The sequence below is a fragment of the Bradyrhizobium amphicarpaeae genome (genome assembly GCF_002266435.3).
Lineage (GTDB): Bacteria > Pseudomonadota > Alphaproteobacteria > Rhizobiales > Xanthobacteraceae > Bradyrhizobium > Bradyrhizobium amphicarpaeae.
The window spans coordinates 3,646,390-3,668,325 of the sequence record NZ_CP029426.2; the positions used below are offsets into that span (position 1 = coordinate 3,646,390).

21 protein-coding genes are annotated in these 21,936 nt (G+C 64.4%); 14 read left to right on the plus strand and 7 right to left on the minus strand.

The features are described from left to right. Positions 1 to 59: 59 nt before the first annotated feature. Positions 60 to 896: a nucleoside triphosphate pyrophosphohydrolase gene (gene mazG / locus CIT40_RS16900; RefSeq protein WP_094897051.1), complete on the minus strand. Its 837-nt coding sequence runs from the start codon at positions 894 to 896 to the stop codon at positions 60 to 62. A gap of 126 nt (positions 897 to 1,022) precedes the next feature. On the opposite strand from mazG, the gene queC reads away from it, so the two are divergent. Continuing rightward, positions 1,023 to 1,736 carry a 7-cyano-7-deazaguanine synthase QueC gene (queC, locus tag CIT40_RS16905; protein WP_094897052.1) on the plus strand — a complete coding sequence of 238 codons (714 nt, stop codon included), beginning with the start codon at positions 1,023 to 1,025 and terminating at the stop codon, positions 1,734 to 1,736. A 1,374-nt stretch (positions 1,737 to 3,110) separates the two neighbouring features. Here the strand turns inward: queC and CIT40_RS16910 are convergent. From CIT40_RS16910 to nthA, 3 genes are read right to left on the minus strand one after another with little or no spacing between them, the layout of a single operon-like run. Next, positions 3,111 to 3,488, minus strand: coding sequence for a nitrile hydratase accessory protein (locus CIT40_RS16910; RefSeq protein WP_162307530.1), 378 nt, complete (start codon positions 3,486 to 3,488; stop codon positions 3,111 to 3,113). Continuing rightward, entirely contained in the window at positions 3,488 to 4,147 is a 660-nt protein-coding gene (gene nthB / locus CIT40_RS16915) for a nitrile hydratase subunit beta (protein WP_094897058.1), read from the minus strand. Before nthB ends, CIT40_RS16910 begins: the two co-directional genes overlap by 1 nt. Beyond that, positions 4,144 to 4,779, minus strand: coding sequence for a nitrile hydratase subunit alpha (gene nthA, locus CIT40_RS16920; protein ID WP_094897059.1), 636 nt, complete (start codon positions 4,777 to 4,779; stop codon positions 4,144 to 4,146). The genes nthB and nthA overlap by 4 nt, the downstream gene beginning before the upstream one ends. A 121-nt stretch (positions 4,780 to 4,900) precedes the next feature. On the opposite strand from nthA, the gene CIT40_RS16925 reads away from it, so the two are divergent. From CIT40_RS16925 to CIT40_RS16955, 7 genes are all read left to right on the plus strand, one after another. Further along, a complete protein-coding gene (locus tag CIT40_RS16925) occupies positions 4,901 to 5,707 on the plus strand; it encodes an enoyl-CoA hydratase/isomerase family protein (protein ID WP_094897143.1) in 807 nt (268 codons plus the stop codon). A gap of 110 nt (positions 5,708 to 5,817) precedes the next feature. After that, positions 5,818 to 7,290 carry a DASS family sodium-coupled anion symporter gene (locus tag CIT40_RS16930; protein ID WP_094897060.1) on the plus strand — a complete coding sequence of 491 codons (1,473 nt, stop codon included), beginning with the start codon at positions 5,818 to 5,820 and terminating at the stop codon, positions 7,288 to 7,290. A 233-nt stretch (positions 7,291 to 7,523) separates the two neighbouring features. After that, positions 7,524 to 8,648, plus strand: a complete 1,125-nt coding sequence (locus CIT40_RS16935) for a methionine ABC transporter ATP-binding protein (protein ID WP_162307531.1) — start codon at positions 7,524 to 7,526, stop codon at positions 8,646 to 8,648. Next, positions 8,638 to 9,303, plus strand: coding sequence for a methionine ABC transporter permease (locus CIT40_RS16940; protein WP_094890254.1), 666 nt, complete (start codon positions 8,638 to 8,640; stop codon positions 9,301 to 9,303). Before CIT40_RS16935 ends, CIT40_RS16940 begins: the two co-directional genes overlap by 11 nt. Before the next feature lie 247 nt (positions 9,304 to 9,550). Then, the gene (locus tag CIT40_RS16945) at positions 9,551 to 11,791 is read left to right on the plus strand and encodes a TonB-dependent siderophore receptor (RefSeq protein WP_479686349.1); all 2,241 of its coding nucleotides are present in this window, start codon (positions 9,551 to 9,553) and stop codon (positions 11,789 to 11,791) included. A 10-nt stretch (positions 11,792 to 11,801) separates the two neighbouring features. Then, the gene (fsrB, locus tag CIT40_RS16950; protein ID WP_094890256.1) at positions 11,802 to 13,091 is read left to right on the plus strand and encodes a siderophore utilization protein FsrB; all 1,290 of its coding nucleotides are present in this window, start codon (positions 11,802 to 11,804) and stop codon (positions 13,089 to 13,091) included. A gap of 87 nt (positions 13,092 to 13,178) precedes the next feature. Next, positions 13,179 to 13,994 (plus strand): hypothetical protein, encoded by an 816-nt coding sequence (locus tag CIT40_RS16955; protein WP_094890257.1) that lies wholly within the window; start codon positions 13,179 to 13,181, stop codon positions 13,992 to 13,994. Here CIT40_RS16955 and CIT40_RS16960 read toward each other — a convergent pair. The 3 genes from CIT40_RS16960 to CIT40_RS16970 are packed head-to-tail and all read right to left on the minus strand — an operon-like array spanning position 13,986 to position 16,759. Next, positions 13,986 to 14,885: an SMP-30/gluconolactonase/LRE family protein gene (locus CIT40_RS16960; RefSeq protein WP_094890258.1), complete on the minus strand. Its 900-nt coding sequence runs from the start codon at positions 14,883 to 14,885 to the stop codon at positions 13,986 to 13,988. The genes CIT40_RS16955 and CIT40_RS16960 overlap by 9 nt on opposite strands. Continuing rightward, complete coding sequence (locus CIT40_RS16965) at positions 14,882 to 16,051, minus strand: M24 family metallopeptidase (RefSeq protein ID WP_094890259.1); 1,170 nt, start codon at positions 16,049 to 16,051, stop codon at positions 14,882 to 14,884. Before CIT40_RS16965 ends, CIT40_RS16960 begins: the two co-directional genes overlap by 4 nt. 48 nt (positions 16,052 to 16,099) lie before the next feature. After that, the gene (locus CIT40_RS16970) at positions 16,100 to 16,759 is read right to left on the minus strand and encodes a GntR family transcriptional regulator (RefSeq protein ID WP_094890260.1); all 660 of its coding nucleotides are present in this window, start codon (positions 16,757 to 16,759) and stop codon (positions 16,100 to 16,102) included. A gap of 224 nt (positions 16,760 to 16,983) precedes the next feature. On the opposite strand from CIT40_RS16970, the gene CIT40_RS16975 reads away from it, so the two are divergent. The 6 genes from CIT40_RS16975 to CIT40_RS17000 all read left to right on the plus strand — a co-directional run bounded on the left by CIT40_RS16975 (position 16,984) and on the right by CIT40_RS17000 (position 21,936). Beyond that, positions 16,984 to 18,003 carry a TRAP transporter substrate-binding protein gene (locus tag CIT40_RS16975; protein ID WP_094890319.1) on the plus strand — a complete coding sequence of 340 codons (1,020 nt, stop codon included), beginning with the start codon at positions 16,984 to 16,986 and terminating at the stop codon, positions 18,001 to 18,003. Positions 18,004 to 18,075: 72 nt separating this feature from the next. Next, positions 18,076 to 18,585, plus strand: a complete 510-nt coding sequence (locus CIT40_RS16980; protein ID WP_094890261.1) for a TRAP transporter small permease — start codon at positions 18,076 to 18,078, stop codon at positions 18,583 to 18,585. A 55-nt stretch (positions 18,586 to 18,640) separates the two neighbouring features. After that, a complete protein-coding gene (locus CIT40_RS16985; protein ID WP_094890262.1) occupies positions 18,641 to 19,921 on the plus strand; it encodes a TRAP transporter large permease in 1,281 nt (426 codons plus the stop codon). A 29-nt stretch (positions 19,922 to 19,950) separates the two neighbouring features. Next, positions 19,951 to 20,445: a type II 3-dehydroquinate dehydratase gene (locus CIT40_RS16990; RefSeq protein ID WP_094890263.1), complete on the plus strand. Its 495-nt coding sequence runs from the start codon at positions 19,951 to 19,953 to the stop codon at positions 20,443 to 20,445. 16 nt (positions 20,446 to 20,461) lie between these two features. Continuing rightward, complete coding sequence (locus CIT40_RS16995; protein WP_094890264.1) at positions 20,462 to 21,118, plus strand: hypothetical protein; 657 nt, start codon at positions 20,462 to 20,464, stop codon at positions 21,116 to 21,118. After that, positions 21,118 to 21,936: a sugar phosphate isomerase/epimerase family protein gene (locus tag CIT40_RS17000; protein WP_094890265.1), complete on the plus strand. Its 819-nt coding sequence runs from the start codon at positions 21,118 to 21,120 to the stop codon at positions 21,934 to 21,936. Before CIT40_RS16995 ends, CIT40_RS17000 begins: the two co-directional genes overlap by 1 nt.

Below are 21,936 nucleotides of genomic sequence, written 5' to 3' on the forward strand. Positions count from 1 at the left end.
TCGTGCTGCGGATAGATCACGCGGTATGGGTCCCCGCCTTCGCGGGGACGGCAGCGGAGTTAGCGGCCTGACACCGGCTTCGTCTCGCCCTTCGCCGCATTCCACAGCGCGTCCATCTCCGCGAGCGACGCCTGCTCCAGCGTCCGGCCCTGTGCCTCCAGCGCGCGTTCGATATAGGCGAAGCGTTTTTCGAATTTTGCATTGGTCGCACGCAGCGCTGCCTCGGGATCGGCATCGACATGGCGGGCGAGGTTGACCAGCGCGAACATCAGATCGCCAGTCTCCTCCGCGATCTCCTGCTTGTCGCCACGGTCGAGCGCGGCCTCGATCTCGTCGGCCTCCTCGCGGATCTTGGCCAGCACCGCGTGCGGATCATTCCAATCGAAGCCGACGGTGGAGGCCTTGCGCTGCAGCTCCATCGCGCGGGTGAGGGCGGGTTGCCCGGCTTTTACGCCCGCGAGCAAAGATTTGTGCGGCGGCGTTTCCTCCGGCGGCCGGCGCGCGGCGCGCTCGGCTTTTTCCTCGGCCTTGATGCGGTCCCAGACTTCCTTGACGTGGGAGGAGGCGAGATTGCCGTCCTTGTCGGCGAAGACGTGGGGATGGCGCCGGATCATTTTTCGCGTGATGGCTTCGACGACATCGCCGAACACGAAAGCGTTCTGCTCGGACGCCATCTGGGCATGGAACACGACCTGGAGCAGGAGGTCACCGAGCTCGTCCTTGAGATCATCGAGATCGCCGCGGTCGATCGCGTCGACCACCTCATAGGCCTCCTCGATCGTGTAGGGCGCGATCGTCGCAAAATCCTGCTCGAGGTCCCAGGGGCAGCCGGTCACCGGCGTGCGCAGCGCCGCCATGATCTCGATCAGGCGGGAAATGTCGCGGGAAGGGGTCATTGCGGGGCGCTCTCCTGGCTCCAAAACCTTATGCCAAAAGCGGCCCGCCGTTCCCAGCGCGGCGGGCCGGAACAGGCCGATTTCCACCGATTGGCTGATACGTTCGGCAATGCTAAAGCGCGGCCCATGAGCGACGCATCTTCATCACAAACCACCCTGGTGCTGTTCTCCGGCGGCCAGGATTCCACCACCTGCCTCGCCTGGGCGCTGAGCCGCTTCGCGCGCGTGGAGACGCTGGGGTTCGAGTACGGCCAGCGCCATGCCGTCGAGCTCGACTGCCGCGACCGTCTGTTCGACGGCATCAAGGGCCTGCGCGCCGATTGGGCGGCAAAGCTCGGCGAGAGCCACACGCTGTCGATCCCGACGCTCGCGGCGGTGTCCGAGACGGCGCTGACCCGTGATGTCGCGATCGCGATGGGCGCCGACGGCCTGCCGAATACGTTCGTGCCCGGCCGCAACCTGGTGTTTTTGACGTTCGCCGCGGCACTGGCTTACCGGCGCGGCATCACCCACATCGTCGGCGGCATGTGCGAGACGGATTACTCCGGTTATCCCGATTGCCGCGACGAAACCATCCGCGCCATGCAGGCCGCGCTGTCCCTCGGCATGGCCCGCAAGTTCGAGCTGCACACGCCCTTGATGTGGATCGACAAGGCCGCGACGTGGCAGCTCGCGCAGGATCTCGGCGGCGAGGGACTGGTCGACCTCATCCGCGAGCATTCCCACACCTGCTATCTCGGCGAACGCGGCGCGCAGCACGCGTGGGGCTACGGCTGCGGCGAGTGCCCGGCATGCAGCCTGCGGGCGAAGGGGTGGCGGGAGTTCGTGGCGGGAAGGTAGCGCTACGCCCACCGTCGTCATCCTGAGGTGCGCGCTCTTGCGCGCCTCGAAGGATGGGCCGCAGGCGCGCCCCGAAGTCCATCCTTCGAGGCTTCACCTTGCGATGCGGCGCATCGCAAGCCTCGCACCTCAGGATGACGGCGGAGTGGCTGGCTGCGAGCTGGACAATCGCGAAGAGCTACCCAAAATCCTCCGGCCTGAGCTCGATCGGCTTGCCTTGCGGCGTCCTGTCCGCCGCATGGCTAAGCCCACCGTCGTCATCCTGAGGTGCGCGCTCTTGCGCGCCTCGAAGGATGGGCCGCAGGCGCGCCCGAAGTCCATCCTTCGAGGCTTCACCTTGCGATGCGGCGCATCGCAAGCTTCGCACCTCAGGATGACGGCGGAGTGGCTGGCTGCGAGGTGGACAATCGCGAAGAGCTAGCCAAAATCCTCCGGCCTGAGCTCGATCGGCTTGCCGTGCGGCGTCCTGTCCGCCGCATGGCTACGCCCACCGTCGTCATCCTGAGGTGCGCGCTCTTGCGCGCCTCGAAGGATGGGCCGCAGGCGCGCCCGAAGTCCATCCTTCGAGGCTTCACCTTGCGATGCGGCGCATCGTAAGCTTCGCACCTCAGGATGACGGCGGAGTGGCTGGCTGCGTGGTGGACAATCGCGAAGAGCTAGCCAAAATCCTCTGGCCGCAGCTCGATCGGCTTGCCATGCGGCGTCCTGTCCGCCGCATGGCGACGCCCACCGCCGTCATCCTGAGGTGCGCGCTGTTGCGCGCCTCGAAGGATGGGCCGCAGGTGCGCCCGAAGCCCATCCTTCGAGGCTTCACCTTGCGATGCGGTGCATCGCAAGCCTCGCACCTCAGGATGACGGCGGAGTGGCTGGCTGCGAGGTGGACAATCGCGAAGAGCTAGCCAAAACCCTCCGGTCTGAGCTCAATCGGGCTTGCCATGCGGCGTGCTGTCCGCCGCATGGCTACGCCCACCGTCGTCATCCTGAGGTGCGCGCTCTTGCGCGCCTCGAAGGATGGGCCGCAGGCGTGCCCGAACCCCATCCTTCGAGGCTTCAGCTTGCGATGCGATGCATCGCAAGCTTCGCACCTCAGGATGACGGCGGAGTGGCTGGCTGCGAGGTGGACAATCGCGAAGAGCTAGCCAAAATCCTCTGGCCGCAGCTCGATCGGCTTGCCATGCGGCGTCCTGTCCGCCGCATGGCGACGCCCACCGTCGTCATCCTGAGGTGCGCGCTCGTGCGCGCCTCGAAGGATGGGCCGCAGGCGCGCCCGACGCCCATCCTTCGAGGCTTCAGCTTGCGATGCGATGCATCGCAAGCCTCGCACCTCAGGATGACGGCGGAGTGGCTGGCTGCGAGGTGGACAATCGCGAAGAGCTAGCCAAAATCCTCCGGCCTGAGCTCGATCGGCTTGCCGTGCGGCGTCCTGTCCGCCGCATGGTCCCAGGCATCGCGATAGCGATGCAGCGTTTCCATCGACGCAACACCCTTGCGTGCAACCAGTCCTTCCAGCGTGGCGAGCCAGTGCAGGTAGTAGGTCTCGCCGGTATCGGGATCGCCAGCCGCCTGTGCACGCTTGATCTCGTCCGCGAGACTGGCGGCCCATTCCGGCCAGGTGAACACGCCACGTTCGTGCAGCGTCAAAGCCATCGCAAACGCGTGCGCTTCCCAGGGCGCGCGGAACACCGGGCCGTCGTCATCGCGGGGAATGCTCGGAATGGCCGCCGTCGCGACCGCCGCTGCCGCACTGCTCATCACGCCGGATCCAGATAGGGCTCGAAGGCATCGATCGAGACCTTCAGGGTGGGATCACCGTCCTCGCCCCAGAGATCGCGGCCCTCGAACACGACCGTGTAGAGCCATTGCGGATGTTCGCCGCGCTCCATCGCTGCCGTATCAGGAAACACGTGGCAGCCATGGTTCAACTCGACCACGCCGACATGGCCACGGACATAGCGCGGTAGCCGCGTGTGCGTGGCCGGATGGATGTTCCTGGCGCGCACGCGATCGCCGATGTTGAACCTGGCGGGTGCCGGGGCGGGGCGGGCGAACTTGCCGCGCACCATCACGCGCTCGACCTGGCCGAGATCGAATTTGCCGTGCTTGAGCGCCATGGCCGGCTGCATCGCATGGCCGGCAGCGACTTCCTCCCTCGACAGGTAGCCCTTCTCGATCAGCATCTCCTCGAGACCGAGAAACCATTTCTTGTAATAGGAGCTCGAGAGATAGACCTCCGGCGGCAGCGTCTCGCGATAGAAGCGCGAGGTGTCGATGTTGAAGGCGCCGGCCGCGCCCATCGCGCGCACCATCGCCAGCACACGCTCTTCCCAATGGGCGTGAAACATCGGCTCGTTCGGCTCCGGCTCGACCTTGCCGAACCCGTCCATGCCGCCCATGTCGTGCACGCCGTTCATGACGGAGCTCCCGGCTCCTTGGGAAAGCCGGTGCCGATCATGGAGTCGCGGGTGACAAGCTCGGCAAGCTGCTCCTCGCTCCAGCCCTCGGTGCCGGCGGGGCGCATCGGCAGCACCAGGAAGCGCGTCTCGGCGGTGGAATCCCACACCCGGATCTCCATGTCCTTCGGCAGGCTGACGTCGAAATCGGCGAGCACGCCGCGCGGGTCCTTCACCGCGCGCGAGCGGTAGGGCGCCGCCTTGTACCAGACCGGCGGCAGCCCCAGCATTTCCCAGGGGTAGCAGGAGCACAGCGTGCACACGACCATGTTGTGACGCTGCGGCGTGTTCTCGACCACGACGAGATGGTCGCCGACGCGGCTGACATGGCCGAGCGTGCCGATCGCCTTGGAGCCATCCTCCAGCAGCGCCTTTTTGAACGCCGGATCGGTCCAGGCCTTGGCAACGACGCGGGCGCCGTTATGCGGGCCGATCCTGGTCTCATAGGCCTGGATGATGGCGTCGAGCGCGGCCGGCTCGACATAGCCTTTTTCGGTCAGGATCGTCTCGAGCGCGCGCACGCGCAGCTCGGTCTCCGACAGCTCGGAATGGTCGTGATCGTGGTGGTGATGGTGGTCGTGATCATGGCTCATGGTGGCGAAGATTAAGCGCAATAGCCTCGGCCTGTCGAGTATGCGCCGCGGCGCAACCGGGTCCCATATTCGTGAGGCCGGATGTAGGCTAGCATCGCGGCAAAGCGGAGGGGAGATTTTGGTGACGGACTACGTGAAGATCGAAAAGGGCCTCGGGCCCGAGGGCCGGATTGCGGTGGTGCGATTCGATCGCGGCGACGGCATCAATGCCCTGTCGCCCGAGGCGTTGCGGCAGCTGACCGCGGCGGCGCGCAGCTTCGAGGACGATTCCGCGACGTCGGTCGTCGTATTGACCGGCAGCTCGGGCGCGTTCAGCGCCGGCTTCGATCTCAAGGACGCCGAAGGGCGCTCGCGCAAGGACATGGACCTCGGTACGCTGCGGCGCCATCTCAAGCTCGGGCCGCGCCTGACGCATGCCTGGCAGGAGATGGAGCAGATCACGATCGCGGCGATTGAGGGGTTTTGCGTGGGGGGCGGCGTCGCGCTGGCCGTCGCGCTCGACTTCCGCATCATGGGCCGCGATGCGCATCTGCGCGTGCCCGAAATCGGGCTCGGCATGAACATGAGCTGGCAGAGCATCCCGCGCATGCTGCATCTGATGGGACCGGCCCGCACCAAGCAGGCGGTCATCCTGGCCGACCACCGCATCTCGGCGGACGAGGCCCATGAGTGGCGCCTGGTGGAGGAGGTGGTCGATCCCGGCCATGCCTTCGAGGCCGCCATGGATCTCGCCCGCAAGGTCGCAGCCCAGCCGCCGCTCTCGGTCGCGATGACGAAGCTCACCGTCAACCGGCTCGCGCATGCGCTCGACGACCTCGCCAGCCACATGGACGTCGACCAGTTCGCGCTGGCCAGCTTCAGCGAGGATCACAAGGAGGGCGTCGACGCGTTCCTGGGGCGCCGCAAGCCACGCTTCAAGGGGCGGTAGATGATGCCAAGCCATTGATCGCACCACGGACAGTCCGTATAGGCGGCGCAGGGACAAGAGCAGGCTCGGCCCACGAGCCGCGCAGGCGACGACAATCGAGGGGATGGCCCATGGCCGCGAGTTCGCAGGCGCCGGGGGCGAAAGGCTTTCGCTGGAAACTGGTTGCGCCACTCGCGGTGTGGCTGGTGATCTATCTGTGGCCGGTGCCTGCAGGGCTCAACGTCAACCAGTGGCACTATTTCGCCGTGTTCGCGGCCGTCATCACCGGGCTCATCCTGGAATCGATGCCGGTCGGCGCGGTCGGCTTCATCGGCCTCACGGTCGCCGGCGTCGCCGGCTATATCGATTCCGATCCTGGAAAATCGCTGCGCTGGATGCTGGGAGGCTTTGCCGAGAGCACGGTCTGGTTGATCGTCGGCGCCTTCGTGTTCTCGATCGGCTATCGCAAGAGCCAGCTTGGCCGGCGCATTGCATTGGTGCTGGTGCAGCGGCTCGGCAGCAACACGCTCGGCCTCGGTTATGCGGTGGCGATGTCGGACTTCCTGCTCGCGCCGGCGACGCCGTCCAACACCGCACGCAGCGGCGGCATCGTCTACCCCATCATCAGCAACATCCCGCGCATCTACGGCTCCGAGCCGGGGCCGACCGCAGGCAAGATCGGCACCTACGTGATGTGGACCGCGTTCGCATCCACCGCCGTCACCAGTTCGCTGTTCTTCACGGCGCTCGCGCCCAACGCGGCGGCACTGGCGATCGCCAAGAAGACCGTCGGCGTCGAGGTCAGCTGGGGCCAGTGGTTTCTCGGCTTCGCGCCGCTCGGCATCCTCCTGATGGTGCTCGTGCCGCTGCTCAGCTATCTGGTGTGCCGGCCCGAGGTGAAGCGCAGCCCCGAGATCTCCGAATGGGCGGCGAAGGAACTCGTCGAGATGGGCCCGATGTCGCGCAACGAGTGGATCATGCTCGGCCTGATCGTGCTCGCGATGTTCCTGTGGATCGCGGGCTCCAGCCCGGACATCCACGTTCCCGTGCTCGGCTCGAACTTCGTCAACGCCACCACTGTCGTGTTCATCGTGATCTCGCTGATGCTGGTCACCGGCGTGATCGAATTCGCCGACATCGTCAGCGAGAAGAGCGCCTGGGAGGTGTTCTTCTATTTCACCTCGCTGCTGACGCTGGCCTCCGGCCTCAACGAGATCGGCTTCATCAAATGGTTTGCGACCGAATACGCGAAGCCGCTCGCCGGGTTGTCGCCGTCGACCGCGATGCTGCTGCTGGTCGCCCTGTTCTTCTGGATCCACTATTTCTTCTCGAGCATCACCTCGCACGCCGCCGCCGTGCTGCCCGTCGTGCTCGCGGTCGGATCGGGCATCCCCGATCTGCCGGTCGCGACGCTTGCCATGCTCTGCATGTACTCGCTCGGCCTGATGGGCGTGATCTCACCTTACGCGACCGGACCGGCGCCGATGTATTTCGGCAGCGGCTATATCGGAAAGGGCCAGTTCTGGGGTTTCGGCCTGATCTTCGGACTGCTCTATTTTGCGGGTCTTCTGCTGATCGTGCTGCCCTGGCTTCAGACACGATGATCCCCGGCGGAGGAATATTCTTCTCCGGAGAGAGATTGGGGAATCTTCGCCCATCTCGTCGCAAATATCTGAAATTGCAAGAATGACTGGAAAAGACGATGGTGCGTGCTCGCTGCAGCGCGTTGCGCCCCAGAGGCGCTTGCCGCAGGTCAATCTCCAGTCGCTGATGCGACCCGGCTCTCATTTGCCTTGTCGGGCAGCCGAGAGAACTATTGTGCGTGAAGGCCGTCTCCATGAACGCTCACCCATCGCTTGCCGTCGGACAGCCGATTGCGCCGCCACAAGCGATGTCACCTGCCGCAGCCGAGCCGGACGCCATGGTCCGCTTCGAAGGCATCTCGAAGACCTATCCGGCCTATCGCGGCAAGCCCGGCGTCAACGCGCTTGAGAATATCGATTTCGCCATTCCCCGCGGTTCCATCACCGGCGTGATCGGCCGCTCCGGCGCCGGCAAGTCGAGCCTGGTTCGGCTCATCAACGGGCTGGAGAAGCCGACCACGGGGCGCGTCATCGTCGACGGCAACGATATCTCGGCGCTGGCGGGGCGCGAGCTGCGATTGGCGCAGCGTTCGATCGGCATGATCTTCCAGCATTTCAACCTGCTGTCCTCGCGCACCGCCGCCGACAACATCGCGCTGCCGCTCGAGATCGCCGGCTGGGCCAAGGCCGACATCAAGGCCCGCGTCAGCGAGCTGCTCGCGCTGGTCGGCATCGCCGACAAGCATGACCGCTATCCGTCCGAACTCTCCGGCGGCCAGAAGCAGCGCGTCGGCATTGCCCGCGCGCTGGCGACGCGGCCGAGCGTGCTGCTGTCGGACGAGGCGACGTCAGCGCTCGATCCGCAGACGACGCGCGCGATCCTCGATCTGCTCGCCAACATCAACCGCGAACTCGGGGTGACGATCGTACTGATCACCCACGAGATGTCGGTGGTGCGCCAGCTCGCCAGGGAAGTGGTCGTGCTCGATGCCGGCCGCGTGGTCGAGAGCGGCCATGTCGCCGACATCTTCACCCACCCAAAACATCCGATCACGCAGTCCTTCCTCGCGGAAGTCATCGGCGACAGCCTGCCGGTCTCGCTGGCGAGCCGCATCATGGCGGAGCCGCCCGTTGGCGGGCAGGCCGTGATCCGCATCCAGGTGCGCGGGGCAAGGGCCGGGGACACCGTGGTGGCGCGGCTCGCCCGCGAGCTCGGTCTCGACGTCGCGCTGCTGTCGGCGCGCATCGACGAGATCGGCGGCCAGCATGTCGGCTCACTCGTGATCGGCATCCCCGGCCGCGGCGACGTACAGGCGCGGGTTCTCGCCTGGCTCTCTCAGCATCAATTCCCGGCGGAGCATCTCGGCCATGTCGCCTGAGCTCATCAATCTGATCATCCAGGCCACGGCCGAGAGCCTGTACATGGTCGGCATCGCGGCGCTACTCGGCACCGCCTTCGGCCTGCCGCTCGGCGTCTTCCTCGCGACAAGCCGGAAAGGGGAGCTGTTTGCCGCTCCCATCGTCAATCGCGTGCTCGGCGCCATCGTCAATGCGACGCGCTCGACGCCCTTCATCATCCTGGTCGTCGCCATCATCCCGTTCACGCGCTTCGTCGCCGGCACCTCGATCGGTTCGACCGCCGCAATCGTGCCGCTGACGATCGCGTCGGCGCCGTTCATCGCGCGCCTGGTCGAAGCTGCCATTCGCGAGGTCGATGGCGGCCTGATCGAGACGGCGTCCTCGTTCGGGGCCTCGCCGCTCCAGATCGTGCTCAAGGTGCTGATCCCGGAGGCGATGCCGGGACTTCTGCTGGCACTGACGCTCGCCGTGGTCAGCCTGCTCGGCTATTCCGCGATGGTCGGTGCGGTCGGCGGCGGCGGCCTCGGCGATCTCGGCATCCGCTACGGCTACCAGCGCTTCATGCCGGAGATGATGCTGGCCGTCGTCGTGGTGCTGATCGCGCTGGTGCAGCTCGTGCAGAGCGCCGGTGATTATCTGGCCTGCCGGGTCAACCGCCGGCTGCGGCATCACTGATCGTCAGACTGGAAATATTCCAATTCTAAAGCAGCGACGTCGCAGCGCGCGTGAGCGCATTCGTCGCACGCGCTGCGCACACGTCTGGAGAAATTCTAACGGCGTTCCTATCGCACTCCCAAACCGCCTGAGTTAGGGCGGGACATCAAAAACGATACCGGCAAAGCCGGCAGTGCGCGGGGCCTCGAACGACGTGACCAACTTCCAGATTTCTTCGCGTGAGCGCACGCATCGTCGACAGATTCGCATGCTGCTGCTCGGGGCTGTCAGCACAATCTCGCTCCTTGTTCCCTGCAACGCCGTGAAGGCGCAGACGCAAATTCCCGCCGTCACCGTCGACGCGCCAACTCAGCGCACCCGCCCTGCTGCGGTTGCTTCGTCGCGAAGGGCGGCGACACGCACCTCCCGTGCCGATCGTCGCTCTCCCGCGCAGCCGGCCACGCCGACCCGGTCGGCCTCATCGAACGGCGCGACGGGCGAACGTGCCAACGGTCCGGTGCGCGGTTTCGTTGCGACGAGAAGCGGCACGGCGACCAAGACCGATACGCCGCTGATCGAAACGCCGCAGTCGGTCTCCGTCGTCACCACCGACCAGGTCAGGAACCAGGGCGCGGTCTCGATCGGCGAGGCACTGCGCTATACCGCCGGCGTCAGCGGCGACGTCAATGGCGGCTCCGACACCCGCTTCGGCGCTCTGCAGATCCGCGGCTTCGACACCACCATGTCGGGCCTCTACGTCGACGGACTGCGGATCCCCTCGAGCAATTACGTGCACTTCAACGGCCTCGATCCCTACGGCGCCGAGCGCCTGGAAGTGCTCAAGGGCCCGTCATCGGCGATGTATGGCGGCAGCGGCACCGGCGGCATCCTCAACTACGTGACGAAGCTGCCGACCGCGCAGCAGTTCGGCGAGGTTTCGATCTCCGGCGGCAGCTTCAACCGCTACCAGGGCCAGTTCGACATGGGCGGTCCCGCCAACAAGGAGGGCACGGTGCTGTGGCGCCTCACCGGCGTCGTCCGCGACGGCGAGACCCAGGTCGACTTCACCAAGGACAACCGCGTCTTCATCGCGCCGGCCGTGACGTTCAAGCCGAACGAGGACACCACGCTCACGATCCTCGCCAATTACCAGCGCGACCGGGCAGGGTGGGGGCTGCAGTTCCTGCCGGCCTCGGGCACGGTGTCGCCGAACAACGGCCGCACCATCCCGGTCTCGTTCTTCGCGGGCGTGCCGAGCTTCGATGCGTTCAACACCGAGATCGCGACCGCCGGCTACCAGCTCTCGCATAATTTCACAGACAACATCACGTTCCGGCAGAACCTGCGCTACGCCTACCAGCACAACGAGGAGAAGGTGTTTTACGGCGCCGGCTATACCAATGAAGCGACCGGCGACTATGGCCGCGTCGGCAGCTACAGCAACTCCTACATCAACTCCTTTGCGGTGGACAATCAGCTCCAGGGCAAGTTCGCGACCGGGTTCCTGCAACACACCGTGCTGGCCGGCGTCGACTATCGCAACACCAGTTTCCGCGACACCGCCTTCGGCGTGACGACCTCGTCTCCGACGATCAACGTCTTCAACCCCGTCTACAGCTACGACTATGCCGTGGACACCACGCCCAACGATAATACCGGCGTCAAGCAATCGCAGACCGGCCTCTACCTGCAGGATCAGATCAAGCTCGGCCGGCTTTCGTTCCAGCTCGGCGGCCGCCAGGACTTCGTGACGACGCAGGTCGATAGCGGCATCGCCAACACGACGGTCGCGAAGGACGCGTCGGCCTTCACCGGCCGCGCCGCCGTGATGTACAATTTCGACAACGGTATCGCGCCATACTTCAGCTATTCGGAATCTTTCCTGCCGGTGCTCGCGACAGCCAGCGGCCAGCTGCTCAATCCCGAGACGGGCGTCCAATATGAGGTCGGCGTCAAGTACCAGCCGCTCGGCTGGAATGCGCTGTTCACCTTCGCGGCCTTCGACCTGACGCGCGATAACGTCGTCGTTTTCGTCCCCCCGACCTTTGCCGCCTCGCAGATCGGCCAGGTCAAATCGCGCGGCATCGAGCTGGAGGGCACGATGTCGCTCGCAGACGGCTGGAATCTGCGCGCCGCCTATGCCTATGTCGATGCCGAGCTGTCGCGGGATCCGGTCAATCTCGGCAAGGCGCCGACGACGGTGCCGCTCAACCGCGCGTCGCTGTGGAGCGACTATACGCTGCAGACCGGCCAGCTCGCCGGACTGCAATTCGGCGCCGGCATCCGCTATGTCGGCGCGACCTGGGGCGATGACGCCAACACCTTCAAGGTGCCGTCCGCGACCGTCCTGGATGCGCTGCTGGCCTATAGCAGGGACAATTGGCGGCTGTCGCTGAATGTCACCAACCTGACCGACCTGCACTATGTCGCGGCCTGCTACAACGCCACGTCGGGCTGCTTTTACGCCGAAGGCCGCAAGGCCATCGGCAAGCTGACCTACCGCTGGTGAGTGCAAGACGATGAGAGCGATATTCGGCAGGCTGCATCGTTGGGCGGGACTGCTCACGGCCGGATTCCTGTTCTTCTCCGGCATCACCGGAGCGATCATCTCCTGGGATCACGAACTCGACGACGTCCTGAACAGCCATCTGTTCGACGTCACCAGCAAAGGCCCGGCGATCCCCTCGATCGAGCTCGCCGGGATGATCGAGCAGCGTGATCCCCGTGCGCGCGTCGTCTATCTCTTCATGACGCCGGAGCAGGGGCATTCGCTGTGGTTCTTCGTGATGCCGCGGATCGATCCGGCCACCGGCAAGCGCTACGCGCTCGACTACAATCAGGTCTTCATCGATCCCAACACCGGCGCGGAGCTCGGCCGCCGCTATTGGGGCGCGGTCTGGCCTGTCACGCGGGAAAACTTCGTCTCGTTTCTCTACAAGCTGCACTACACGATGCACATTCCGGAGTTCTGGGGCAGCGACCGCTGGGGCATGCGCCTGCTCGGCGTCATCGCCATCATCTGGACCATCGATTGCTTCGTCGGCTTCTACCTGACACTGCCGTCGCGCCGGCGGGCCAAGGCGGCGCGGGCGCCTGCTGTCACGCGCCAGCTCGATCGCGGCTTCTGGGCGCGCTGGGCGCCGGCCTGGACCATCAAGACCTCCGGCAGTGCCTACCGGATCAATTTCGACATCCATCGCGCCTTCAGCCTGTGGACCTGGGGCGTGCTGTTCGTGATCGCCTTCACGGCGTTCTCGCTGAACCTCTATTTCGAGGTGTTCTCGCCGCTGATGAAGATGGTGTCGAACTACACGCCGACACCCTATGAGCAGCGGCCTTATCGCGATCTCGACGATCCCATCGAGCCCAAGGTCAGCTTCGCCGACATCGCCGCACGCGCCGCCGCCGACGGCAAGGCGCGGGGATGGACGATCCCGGTCGGCTCGGTCAATTACGGCCCGGCCCATGGCGTCTATGCCGCGGCCTTCTTCCACCCCGGCGACGATCACGGCGCCGGCAGCGTCGGCCCGGCCCAGCTCTATTACGACAGTGAGGACGGTCGCCCGATCGGCGAACGGCTGCCCTGGGTCGGCACCGCCGCCGACATCTTCGTGCAGGCGCAGTTCCCGCTGCATTCGGGCCGCATCGTCGGCCTGTTCGGCCGCATCCTGATCTCGATCATGGGGCTGGTGGTGGCCGCGCTCTCGGTCACCGGCGTCGTGATCTGGTGGCGCAAGCGCCGCGCCCGTGTCCGCGTGCGCGAGACCGCGGCGATGCGGTTGAGCCGGCAGCTGACGCCGGCAGAGTAGGGCACGGTGAAACCGTTGTGGTGATGAACCTTCCGGCTTCGCTGGGCCACAAAGATGGGAGATATCCCCCGGTCCCCGCGGATCCCCATGAAATCCTGTGCCTTGCTTTGCCTGATCGTCCTGGCGGCGCCCGTCCGGGCCGCAGCGCCCGAGCAGTCCTATCTCGACCTGCGCGATCGCTACATCGCAAGGTTCTCGAAGGCGAAGGAGAGCGACGCGCTTTCCAAACAGCATGACGCGGCTCTGAAAGATCTGACGGGGGTGTTGCGCGGCCTGATCGGTCCGGTCACGATCAAGGGGCTCCCGACAGACGGCAAGTCGAACGTCGACACGCTCTTCAGGGAGGACTCCGGCTTCGGCCATCTCGACGGGCTCGGCTTCGCCTCCGACGGCGACAAGATGCAGGCCGTGGTGACGACGACCGGGTTGCTCAGGCACTGGCTGCGCGAGCGCCGCGAGGACGGCCTGCCGCAGGAGATCGGTGCCGCGCTCAGGTCGGACCGTTTCTACTATTACGCCATCCAGGACGCCGCCTTCGCCAAATACGCCGAGTTGCCGATCACCAAGCCCGCATCTGCGAGCGCAGCGGTGGCCGTGCTGGGCGTGCGCGGTAACGGCGACCTGAAGGGCCCACCGAGCGAGATCGGCGTGGTCGCGATCCAGGGTGACAAGGTCTTCTTCCTTGCCGCAACCAACGCCGTGAAGACCGCCGAGATCCCTGCCTGCGAGAAGGTCTGGAAGCAGATGATGGCCAGGACAAATCCGCAGGATGCCATGGCCAGGGAAGACCAGGCGATGGACGCCTACACCAAATGCTTCGCCAAGGAAGCCCCCAGCCAGAGCTGGTACGGAGCCGCTGTGAAGAAGGCGCAGGGCCAGCTGGAGCTGCTGCCGCTACGGTAGAGTCTGAAAGCGATGTTCCGGTAGCCCTTGTGCGATGCCGTGAATGGCCAGGAGATGGCCGGCCTGAGGCTCGGCACCGAGTTGCTGATGGTCCAGGAATTTCATGGCCGTCGTCACGAACAGCGTCTTGAAATCGCGTCCGCCGAAGCACAGGCAGGTCGGGTTGGTCACGGGCAGCGGAATGACCCTGTCGATCCCGCCATCCGGCCGGTAGCGCACCACCCGGCCGCCGGAGAAGAACGCCGTCCACACCCCGCCATCGACGTCAACGCACGCGCCGTCAGGTCTTTCCCCGGACGCGCTGTAATCGGCGAACAGTCGCCCGTTGCGGATAGTGCCGTCGTCGAGGTCGAAATCGAACGCCCAGCTGCGGTGGCGCCGGGTGTCCGTGAAATAGAGCGTGCGATTGTCAGGCGAGAACGCGATCCCGTTGGTCACGATGACGTCTTCGAACAGGCGCGTCACCTTGCCGTCGCCGTCCACGCGATACAGCGCCCCGTTCCGCCGGTGCAGCTGATTGTCCATGGTGCCGATCCACAGGCGCCCGCGAGCATCCACGCGGCCGTCGTTGAGGCGATTGTCGAAACCGGTCTCGACCTCGCAGAGTTCAGCGAGAGGAGAGCCGTCGGTGGCACGGCGAAACAAGCGCAGATCGAGCGCGAGCAGATGCCCGCCGTCCGCGGTCAGGGCCTGGCTGCCGAGAAATCGGCAATCGTGGTGAGAAACCTGATGGTCACCCGTCTCCGGATCGAACGATTGATGCAGCTGGCCATCGATATCGATCCACCAGAGCTTACGGGTCCGCTCGCACCACAACGGCGTCTCGCCGAGAATGTCGGCGGCGGCGACCGCGGTCTCGACCCTGTTGGGAGAGATTAAATCGATGCTCATGACGGAATGCGATTCCAGCCGCGTCCGCTGTCACCAAAGGCCTGATATCCGCTCGCGGTGACGGCAATCGTGTCCTCGAGCTTGATGAAGCCGCGCGCGTGGGGCAGCGTCGTCTCGATCGAGACGACCATGCCGGCTTCAAGCGGCGCGTCGGCGTCGTCGGCCGGATAGGGGATCGGGCCGTTTGCGGTCAGGCGCGGCGCTTCGTGGCTGACGATGCCCATGCCATGGGCGACGAAGTGCATCTGCTTGCCGTGCGGAGATCGCGCCAGCGCTTCTTTAGCGGCACTATAGATCTCGCAGCCCGTCAAGCCTGCCCGTATTGGAGCTCGAGCAGCTTGTTGAATCACGTCGATCTCTCCCAGCAGATCGACAAGCTCGCTGTCGGGCGCCCCATGCACGGCCATTCGGCAGAGATCGCCGATATATCCGTGGTAGTTTCCTCCCGAGTCCAGCGAGACGATATTGCCGGGCGCGAGACGTTGTTCGGAGGGCGCTCGGTTAAGGCTCGTTCCCACGGTCACCAGGGCATATTCGAAGATCATGCCGCGTGACAGTTCCGCCCGGCGCAATTGATCGATGATCTCGCTTTTGGTCTGGCCCACGCGGGTATGATCGACCACGTCCATCATGGATGCGACGACGCGCTCGGACGCCTCGCGCAGGATAGTCAGTTCCGCGGCGGTCTTGACCGATCGCAACCTTTCGAGCGGACGCATCGCCTCGACAAGCCGGCAATTCGGGAGCGCCTTGCGCAACACCTCCGCCGCGTCCAACGGCAGGAAGGCCATCTCGACACCGATTCGAGGTGCCGGCGTCGCCACGGCCTTGATGTGGTCGAGTGCCAGCGTCATGGCCTCGACCGAGGTCGAAGAACCGAACACGGCCGGCGGCATCCAATGGCCGCCGGCAATTCTGTTCTGGATGCTATCCCGTTCATTGCGATTGGCGATGTACACCGATGCGTCCAGCGCGCCCTTCACATAGACGAAGATCGGCAGATAGCGGCTGATGCCGATCGCTTCCATGAAGGCGAACTGAAAGTGATAATACCCGCCGAGGAGGTACTGGGTGTTGTGCTTCGAGGTGACGATCAGAACGTCGATGCCGAAATCGTCGAGAAGGCCGTCCAGTCTGGCCGTTGAGAACGGAATGTTTGCGCTCATTGATCGTTCTTCCGCATTGGCTGCTTGACGAGCGGCGGGCGAGGGCGGTCAGCCCTCCTTCCAGGACGACAAGGCATGCGCGACGCAGCCGTTGATGTGATCGCTCAGGATCGCTTTTGCCTGCTTGACGTTACGCTCCAAGGCGCATTCCAGCAGCGCTTTGTGCTGGTTCACCGTCTCCGCGCCCCGATAGCGCAGGGCATAGCGGAAATATTTGTCGAACACGACCGAGTGGGTGTGCATCAATTCGCGCGATCCGCATGCGGAGATCAGCGCCTGGTGGAATTCGCCATCATAGCGCTTGCGTAGCTCGGGGTCGTCGCCCTCCTTGAGCACGGTGCGCTCGGTCGCCGCCAGCTTGTGATGCGCGGAGACGACACGGCCCTCCCATTCGACGTCGCCAGCCCGGAACGACTCGGCCATCGCGTGGTGCTCCAGCAGAATGCGCAGATCGGCGAGCTCGCGCAGGTTCTGGATCGAGATCGGCGCCACCTCGAAGCCGCGCTGCCCCTCGGCAACCACGAACCCTTCGGACGTCAGGCGATTGAGGATCTCCCGCAGAGTCGAGATGCTGACTCCGTAGTCCTCCTTCATCGCATCGAGCCGGAGACGTCCTGATGGCGTCAGCACACCGAAGATGATGTCGGATCGAATACGCTGATAGCCGCTGTCGCCTGCCGACAGGGGTCGTTCCTCAAGTGACGTCATGCGCGTAGTCCCGCCTGGGGATGGCCGGTCACGATCTCGCGGCCGAACCATCAATGTTGTCAGCACAATAGCAGAGTCGAACCACCTTATAAAAGGGCAAATCTCATATGAAAATGAATTCATCATTTGACATGGAAATATAATTATGTTGTCTGAATGAGCTGAGGGTATGGAAAATAATGGCTTAAGCCGTCGTCCGTACCCCGGTGAACAGGGAGGACGTGATGAGCTTGTGGGTACGAGCGCTGTCTGCGACGGCGATCTGCGTGGCGCTGACGGTTGGCGCATCCGCCGCGGATGAGATTCAGGAGCGGACGATCAGGTGGGGCCACCTGAACAATACCGACCATCCCGTCAGTTTCGGTGTGCAGAAGTTTGCGGAAATCCTGCTCGCCAAGAGTGGGGGCAAGATGAAGGTTCGCGAGTTTGCGGCCTCACAGCTCGGTAACGAATTGCAGCAGCAGTCGGCGCTGCGCGGCGGGACCCAGGAGATGCTGTCGGCCTCGACGACATCGCTCGCGACGGTGATTCCGGAATTCGGCCTGATCGACTTTCCGTTCCTCTTCAACACAACAGAGCAGGCTGACGCGCTGGCGACCGGCAAATTCGGCAATGCAATGCTCGACACCTTGCCATCAAAGGGACTGGTCGGTCTCGGCTATTGGGGCCTTGGCTTCCGCAACGTCACCAACAGCACCCGGCCGATCACCAAGGTCGAGGATTTCAGCGGCCTCAAGCTGCGCGTCATTCCGAACCCCGTCTATCTCGAAAGCTTCAGCGCCTTCAAGGCGAATCCCGTGCCGATGGCGTTCGGGGAGCTGTATTCGGCGCTCGAGACGCGCACGGTCGACGGGCAGGAGAATCCCTATACCGTGATCCTCTCCAACAAGTTCTACGAGGTCCAGAAATACGTCTCCGCCACCAATCACACCTTCACGCTGAATATCATCCTGGTGAGCAAGGCCTTCTGGGACAAGCTTTCGCCGACCGAGCAGCGTCTGATGCGGGAAGCCTATGCCGAAAGCCGTGGCTATCAGAAGGAGCAGACGCGCCTGCAGACGGAGAAGGCTCTGGCTGAGTTGCAGGCCAAAGGCATGCAGTACAATGCGATCGCGCCCGAGGAGACCGAGCGCATGCGAAAGGCGGTGCAGCCGGTCGTGGACAAGATCTCGGCCAATCTCCGGCCAGAGACTGTGAAACTCTTCAACGACGAAGTCGAGCGCATCCGCAAGGACGTGAAGTAATCGACATCGTCATCACGCAAGCGGCGGAGCCGGCCGTGGCCGGCTCATCCTCAATGGCCCGGACGTCACGATATGGCGCGAGCTCTCGACCTCTATTGCGCATTCCTGAAAGCCGTCATTGCCACGTGTCTCGTGGTCATGGTGGTGCTGGTATTCGGCAACGTCGTGCTGCGCTATGGCTTCAACTCGGGCATCACGATCTCCGAGGAGCTATCGCGCTGGCTGCTGGTCTGGCTGACCTTTCTCGGCGCGATCGTCGCGATGCGCGAGCACGCCCATCTCGGCGTGGACAGCTTAATCCGGAAGCTGCCGGCCTCCGGAAAACGCATCTGCTTCATCGTCAACTATTGCCTGATGCTGTTTGCCGATTGGCTTTTGCTGTCCGGCAGCTGGCGCCAGACCATCATCAACCTGGATGATCGCGCCCCGGCGACCGGCCTTTCGATGGCCATCTTCTACGTGATCGGCGTGATCTTCGGCGTGTCGACGGCCGTCATCCTTCTCCACGACTTGTATCGGGTGATCAGCGGGCAGGCGAGCGAAGAGGACATGGTCGCCGTCAGGGAATCAGAGGAGCAGTGATGTTTTTCGTCACAGCCGCACCCGCTCGCTTCGCTCGCGTCATCGGGATTGCGCCATGACGATCGCCGTGTTCACGTTCTCGCTGCTCGGCGCCATGGCGCTGGGCATGCCGATCGCGTTCGCACTGCTCATTTGCGGCGTAGCGCTGATGAGCACGATCGACATGTTCGACGCCCAGATCGTGGCGCAGAACGTCATCAATGGCGCGGACAGCTTTCCGTTGATGGCCATTCCCTTCTTCATGCTCGCGGGCGAGATCATGAACAAGGGAGGCCTGGCCAAGCGCATCGTCAATGTCGCGCTCGTTGCTGTCGGGCATTTCCGCGGCGGACTTGGCTACGTCACCATCCTGGCAGCGTGCATCCTGTCATCCCTGTCCGGGTCCGCGGCCGCCGACGCGGCCGCGCTCGCCGCGCTGCTGGTGCCGATGATGGTCGCCGCAGGCCACAAGAAGACCTACGCGGCGGGCCTCGTGGCCGCCGGCGGCGTCATTGGCCCGGTCATCCCGCCGAGCATTGGCTTCGTGATCTTCGGTGTCGCCGCCAACGTGTCGATCTCGAAATTGTTTCTCGCCGGCATCGTGCCCGGCTTGCTGCTCGGCCTCGGTCTCTGCATCGCGTGGTACGTGGTTGTGCGCAAGGAAGATCTGAAGCCGCCGCCGCGGGCGCCGCTGCGCGCCATCGTGTTCGCCGTCCTCGATGGCTTCTGGGCGCTCATGCTGCCCGTCATCATCATCGTAGGTTTGCGATTCGGCATCTTCACGCCGACCGAAGCCGGCGTCGTGGTAGCCGTGTACTCGCTGTTCGTCGCGACTTGCATCTATCGCGAGCTGAAATGGTCGGAGGTCTACGCCGTCCTGGTCTCGTCTGCCGTGACCACCAGCGTCGTCATGTTCCTTGTCGCGGCGGCGCTGGTGTCGTCCTGGCTGATCACCGTGTCCGAGATATCGGCTCAGGTCGTCGATCTCCTCAAGCCGTTCATGGGTAACAATATCATCCTGATGCTCGCGATCATGGTGGTCGTGGTGATCGTGGGAACGGCGCTCGACATGACGCCGACGATCCTGATCCTGACGCCGATCCTGATGCCGATCATCAAGGCGGCGCACATCGACCCCGTCTATTTCGGCGTGCTGTTCATCATCAATAATTCCATCGGCCTGATCACGCCACCGGTCGGCATCGTGCTCAACGTGGTCTGCGGGGTTTCCAGGATCAGCATGGAGGACATCATCAAGGGGGTCTGGCCCTTCATGATTGCGCAACTGGTCGTGTTGCTCGCGATGGTGCTCTTCCCGGGCCTCGTGACCATTCCGGCAAGATGGTTCGGCGGCTAGGCGGCAATTTTGGCAATAGAGGGCGAAGAATGACCGCACGGATCATGATTTTGAATGGACCCAACCTGAATTTCCTCGGCATTCGGGAGCCCCACATCTATGGCTCGACGACGCTGAAACAGATCGAGGACAGCTGCCACGCTTTGGCTGATCAGCTCGGCGTCTCGCTCTCGTTCCATCAGTCCAACATGGAAGGCGAGCTCGTTGGCCTGATCCAATCCGCCCATGGCAAGGAGGACGCGATTATCATGAACCCGGCGGCCTATTCCTTCACGTCGATCGCGCTGATCGATGCGCTGAAGATCTTCGAAGGCGTCAAGATCGAGGTGCATATCTCGAACATCCATGCGCGCGACGAGCTGCATCGTCACTCGATCACGTCCAGTGCGTGCACGGCGGTCATCTGCGGTCTCGGGCCCTACGGCTATCTTGCCGCGATGCTGGCGGCAGTTCAGCGGCTTGGGCGGCTGCCCGACACGATCCCGTCGGCTCTGCACGGGGTTGCAGCGGCCGGCACGGCTTGAACTTGAGGAGAGCGGGATGCGCGGAGCGGGATTTCTTGCCATCTGGAGCGACGTCGAGGCCCACGATCTCACGGATTACCGGCACTGGCTGACGCGCGAGCACACGACCGAGCGGGTGACGACCAGGGGCTTCCTGGCGTCGCGGGTCTTCCGTGCGGCAAGGGACGACATCAACCGCTTCTTCATCCTGTATGAACTCGAGGCGCCCGAGGTCCTCGACGGCGAGGCCTATCTGGCGCGCCTCAACGCGCCGACGCCGTGGTCGCAGCGCATCATGCCGAAGCTCGGCAATTTCATGCGTGGCGGCGGCGTGATGGTAGCGCGCGCCGGGCGAGGCGAGGGAGCCGCCATCACCGCGCTTCGGATCGAGACATTGCCCGCCAACCCGCAACAGCTCGCCGATGCGCTCGTGGCATGCGACGGCATCGCCGCCGCGCAGATCGGAGCGACCGACAAGGCGCGGACTTCGGTGCCGACAGCCGAGAAGGGCATGCGAACGAACGAAGGCTATTTCACCGGATTGTTGTTGATCGAGGCGCTCGACGGCGTCTCTTTGCAGATGGCCTTGCAGCAGGTCCGGATGGTTGCGCCGGAGGTCATGATCCGGGCCAGCGAACCGGAGGTCTATCAAGCCATATTTGCGCTGGACGCCCGCATCGCGGATGTCGATTGATGGCATCATTCTCGCTCGCAGCGCTGACCGTGCTCGAGCTGGCGCCGCCCGCCATGATCGAGGTGGCCGCCAGTTGCGGCTATGACAAGGTTGGGCTGAGGCTGCTGCCGGCGACGTCAGGCGGGACCGCCTATCGCCTCATGGATGATGCGGCGTTGTTGAGGGAGACGCTGCAGAGATTGCAGTCGACGGGCGTGAGCGTTGCCGATCTCGAGGTGGTCGCATTTCGACCGGATACGGATGTTGCGTCATTCTCACCGTTCTTCGAGGCGGGGGCACGCCTCGGCGCCAGCCACATCCTGGTCGCGGCTTATGACCCCGATCTGGTGCGGTTCTCGGACCGCTATCGGCAGTTCTGCGAGGCGGCCGCCGGATATGGTCTGACGTCCGATCTCGAATTCATGCCCTGGACCAGCGTGCCGGACCTGGCGACTGCGATGCGCATCGTCCGGGATGTCGACCATCCTGCGGCCGGCATCCTTGTCGACGCGCTGCATTTCGACCGGTCCCAAAGCAGCCTTGTCGATCTCAAGACCGTTCCACCTGGCAGGCTTCACTACTGGCAGCTCTGTGACGGCCCAGCCGTGCGGCCGGTCACGACGGAGCAGCTTATCCATGCAGCACGCGAGGAACGAATGTTTCCGGGCGAGGGCGGCATCGATCTCGTCAGCCTGACCGAGGCGATGCCTGACGGCCTCACTATCAGCATCGAGGTTCCGACCGCCGAACTCGCCAAGACCGTCTACGCCGAGACCCGTGCGCGCCGGGCGCTTGCGGCCGGCAAGTCTGTGGTCGCGCGGGCGCGCGCCGGCTCGTAG